We start from the raw sequence: 3,579 nt of genomic DNA on the forward strand, positions 1-3,579 counted from the left end.
CGCCGATCCTTGTGTCGTATGTTGCAATGATGGACCCACGTGACGGCATGCCGACCCGTGTCGGTTTCAAGACAGACGAGCATGGCCGCAAGACGCGCTATGCCACGCGTTCGGGGGAGTCGATCGATGTCTAAGAATTACGAACCCCGTCTGAAGACGAAGTACGACAAAGAGATCCGCGGCAAGATGCAGGAGCAGTTCAACTACTCCAACGAGATGCAGGTGCCGAAGCTCGACAAGGTTGTGATCAATATGGGTGTCGGCGAAGCTGTTGCCGATTCCAAGAAGATCAAGACCGCACTTGCCGAGCTTGAGAAGATCGCTGGCCAGAAGCCTGTGCCGACGAAGGCCCGCAAGTCGATTGCCGGCTTCAAGCTTCGCGACGGCATGGTTATCGGTGCCAAGGTTACCTTGCGCCGCGACCGGATGTTCGAGTTTCTCGATCGTCTGACCAACATGGCGCTGCCACGTGTGAAGGACTTCCGGGGCCTGAACGGCAAGAGCTTTGACGGCCGCGGCAACTTCGCCATGGGTCTCAAGGAGCAGATCGTGTTCCCTGAGATCAACTATGACGATGTCGAAGATATTCGCGGTATGGACATCATTGTCTGCACCACCGCTGAAACGAACGAAGAAGCCAAGGCGCTGCTTGCGCATTGTGGCTTCCCGTTCCGGAACTAGCGCTTGAGGACGAAACGAAATGGCTAAGAAAAGCGCAATTGAGAAGAACGAAAAGCGTCGCCGCATGGTCGCAAAGTATGCTGCCCGCCGCGCGAAGCTGAAAGCATTGGCGATGGATGAGGATCTGCCGCTGGAAGAGCGTTTCCAGGCTCGCCTGAAACTGGCCGAGCTTCCGCGCAATTCCGCGCCGAACCGCGTTCGTAACCGCTGCCAGGTCACAGGCCGTCCGCGTGGTTATTATCGCAAAATGAAAATGTCGCGTATCGCACTTCGCGAACTCGGCTCGCTTGGCATGGTGCCAGGCCTCGTGAAGTCCAGCTGGTAGGAAAGGAGGACCAAGATGAACATTTCCGATCCCCTTGGCGATCTCCTGACCCGTATCCGCAATGCGCAGATGCGTGGCATGACGAAGGTCGTCTCGCCGTCTTCAAAACTGCGGATCCGCGTTCTCGACGTGCTGCAGAGTGAAGGCTACATCCGTGGCTACACGGAAGTTGAAAAAGACGGTCATCGCAATGTCGAGATCGAGCTTAAGTATTATGATGGCGCGCCTGTCATCTCCGAGATCCGCCGGGTCTCGAAGCCGGGCCGCCGGGTCTATTCGTCGGTGAACGATCTGCCGCTGGTCCGCAACGGGCTGGGTATCTCCATTCTCTCAACGTCCAAAGGTGTCATTTCCGATGCCGTGGCGCGTAATGAGAATGTTGGCGGCGAAGTTCTCTGCCGGGTATTCTAGGACGAGGATGAACTGACATGTCCCGTATTGGAAAACTCCCAATTGAAGTCCCGAACGGCACGACCGTTACTGTGGACGGCAACAAGGTCGAAGCGAAGGGGCCGAAAGGTCATCTGGCATTCACCGTATCCGAGCTGGTTTCGGCTGAGCTCAAGGATGGTGAAGTCCAGATCATGCCGCGCAAGGATTTCGTCGAGCAGGCAAATGCCCGCATCAAGGCGAATGACGAGAAGGGCAAGAAGAAAATGACCTTCGCTGAGGCGCTGGACCCGAAAGTCCGTACCCAGTGGGGCACCGCTCGCGCCAACGCTGCGAACGTCATCGAAGGGGCCACGACCGGCTTCTCCAAGACGCTCGAACTGGTCGGCGTCGGCTATCGCGCCCAGATGCAGGGCCAGGACCTGAAACTGTCGCTCGGCTATTCGCACGATGTGATCTTCAAGGCTCCTGACGGCATCAATCTCGAAGCGCCGAAGCCGACCGAGATCATCGTTTCGGGCGCAGACAAGCAGGCTGTCGGCCAGGCTGCCGCTGAAATCCGCCAGTTCCGCAAGCCCGAACCTTTCAAGGGCAAGGGTGTGCGCTACCAGGGCGAATATGTCCGCCGCAAGGAAGGCAAGAAGAAGTAATCGCCATGAAGACGACACGCGAAAAATCACTCCGCCGCGCCCAGCGCAACCGTGGAAAGCTCCGCAAGCTCGCCAATGGCAAGCCGCGTCTTTCGGTTGCCCGTTCGCACAAGAATATCTCGGCCCAGATCATCGATGATGAGAAGGGTCTGACGGTTGCCGCGGCCTCGACGCTCGAAAAAGACCTCCGCGGCAAGCTGGAGTCGACGAGCGATACCGCAGCTGCCCAGCGCATTGGCGAGCTCATTGCAGAGCGTGCCAAGAAAGCCGGCGTCGAAGACGTCGTTTTTGATCGCGGCAGCTATATGTTCCACGGCCGGGTGAAAGCCTTGGCAGAAGCCGCCCGCGAGGGCGGCCTGAAGTTCTAGGAGTCCGATATGGCAGACCAACAGGGCAGAGGTCGCGGCCGCGGACGCGGACGCAACGACCGCCAGGAAGAGCAAAGCGAATTTGTCGACAAGCTCGTCGGCATTAACCGCGTTGCCAAGACGGTGAAGGGCGGCAAGAATTTCGGTTTCGCCGCGCTCGTCGTTGTCGGTGACCAGAAAGGCCGTGCAGGCTTCGGCAAGGGCAAGGCCCGCGAAGTTCCTGAAGCGATCCGCAAGGCAACTGAAGATGCCAAGCGTAACATGGTTCGCGTCGCGCTTCGTGAAGGCCGCACGCTGCATCATGACGGCAAGGGCCGTTGGGGCGCTGGCAAGGTCGTTCTTCGTGCAGCGCCTCCTGGTACCGGCGTGATCGCTGGCGGCCCGATGCGCGCTGTCATGGAAGTCCTCGGCATCCAGGACGTTGTCGGCAAGTCAACCGGCTCGTCCAACCCCTACAACATGGTTCGGGCGACGTTCCAGGCGCTCAAGGAACAGGCAAGCCCGCGTTCCATCGCTTCGAAGCGTGGCCTGAAAGTCCAGGATATTGTTGGCCGCCGCACCGATGGTGCGTCTGAAGCCGGCATTTCCGAGACTGCCTGATTTAGAAAAGGGATCTGATCATGGCCAAGAAGAAATCAGACACGATCACGGTTCGCCAGACAGGCAGCCCGATCCGTCGCAAACCCCAACAGCGTCAGACGCTTGTCGGTCTCGGTCTTAACAAGATCGGCCGTGAGCGCGAACTGACCGACACCCCGGCCGTGCGTGGCATGATCGCCAAGGTGTCTCACCTTATTGAAGTCGTAGAAGAGTAGGCGTATAGGGGCGACCCTTCGATACGCCAGTCAGGAATAGACCGATGAAACTCAACGAACTCTCCCCACATGCGGGATCGACCCAGAACCGCCATCGCGTGGGCCGCGGCGTCGGCTCTGGCAAGGGCAAGACTGGCGGTCGCGGTGTCAAAGGCCAGAAGGCCCGTTCAGGCGTCGCCCTGAATGGCTTCGAAGGCGGCCAGATGCCGATCTATATGCGTCTGCCGAAGCGTGGCTTCACCGCGCGCAGCTCCAAGGATCATGCCTGGGTCAACCTCGGCCGCCTCACCAAGGCAATCGAGGCAGGAAAGATCAAAGCGGACGACATCACCGAAGAGACGCTTGTCTCC

Annotated in this window: 8 protein-coding genes and 1 pseudogene; all 9 read left to right on the forward strand. The window is 59.0% G+C overall.

All coding sequences use genetic code 11. From position 1 onward, the window contains the following. A pseudogene (locus WA989_RS11315) lies at nt 1-134 on the forward strand (50S ribosomal protein L24); the annotation flags it as partial. After that, the gene (gene rplE, locus WA989_RS11320; RefSeq protein WP_424340608.1) at nt 127-681 is read left to right on the forward strand and encodes a 50S ribosomal protein L5; all 555 of its coding nucleotides are present in this window, start codon (nt 127-129) and stop codon (nt 679-681) included. The pseudogene WA989_RS11315 and the gene rplE, both read left to right, overlap by 8 nt. A 19-nt stretch (nt 682-700) precedes the next feature. After that, a complete protein-coding gene (rpsN, locus tag WA989_RS11325; protein WP_424340609.1) occupies nt 701-1,006 on the forward strand; it encodes a 30S ribosomal protein S14 in 306 nt (101 codons plus the stop codon). Between the two features lie 15 nt (nt 1,007-1,021). Beyond that, a complete protein-coding gene (rpsH, locus tag WA989_RS11330) occupies nt 1,022-1,417 on the forward strand; it encodes a 30S ribosomal protein S8 (RefSeq protein ID WP_424340610.1) in 396 nt (131 codons plus the stop codon). Nucleotides 1,418-1,434: 17 nt separating this feature from the next. After that, on the forward strand, nt 1,435-2,046 hold the full coding sequence (gene rplF / locus WA989_RS11335; RefSeq protein ID WP_424340611.1) for a 50S ribosomal protein L6: 612 nt from the start codon (nt 1,435-1,437) through the stop codon (nt 2,044-2,046). 5 nt (nt 2,047-2,051) lie between these two features. Next, complete coding sequence (gene rplR / locus WA989_RS11340) at nt 2,052-2,414, forward strand: 50S ribosomal protein L18 (protein WP_424340612.1); 363 nt, start codon at nt 2,052-2,054, stop codon at nt 2,412-2,414. 9 nt (nt 2,415-2,423) lie between these two features. Next, nucleotides 2,424-3,014: a 30S ribosomal protein S5 gene (gene rpsE, locus WA989_RS11345; RefSeq protein WP_424340613.1), complete on the forward strand. Its 591-nt coding sequence runs from the start codon at nt 2,424-2,426 to the stop codon at nt 3,012-3,014. A gap of 20 nt (nt 3,015-3,034) precedes the next feature. Further along, nucleotides 3,035-3,229, forward strand: coding sequence for a 50S ribosomal protein L30 (rpmD, locus tag WA989_RS11350; RefSeq protein WP_424340614.1), 195 nt, complete (start codon nt 3,035-3,037; stop codon nt 3,227-3,229). Between the two features lie 44 nt (nt 3,230-3,273). After that, nucleotides 3,274-3,579: 50S ribosomal protein L15 (gene rplO, locus WA989_RS11355; RefSeq protein ID WP_424340615.1), on the forward strand; the 306-nt coding region annotated here is incomplete at its 3' end.

The organism is Henriciella sp. (genome assembly GCF_049649345.1).
GTDB lineage: Bacteria > Pseudomonadota > Alphaproteobacteria > Caulobacterales > Hyphomonadaceae > Henriciella.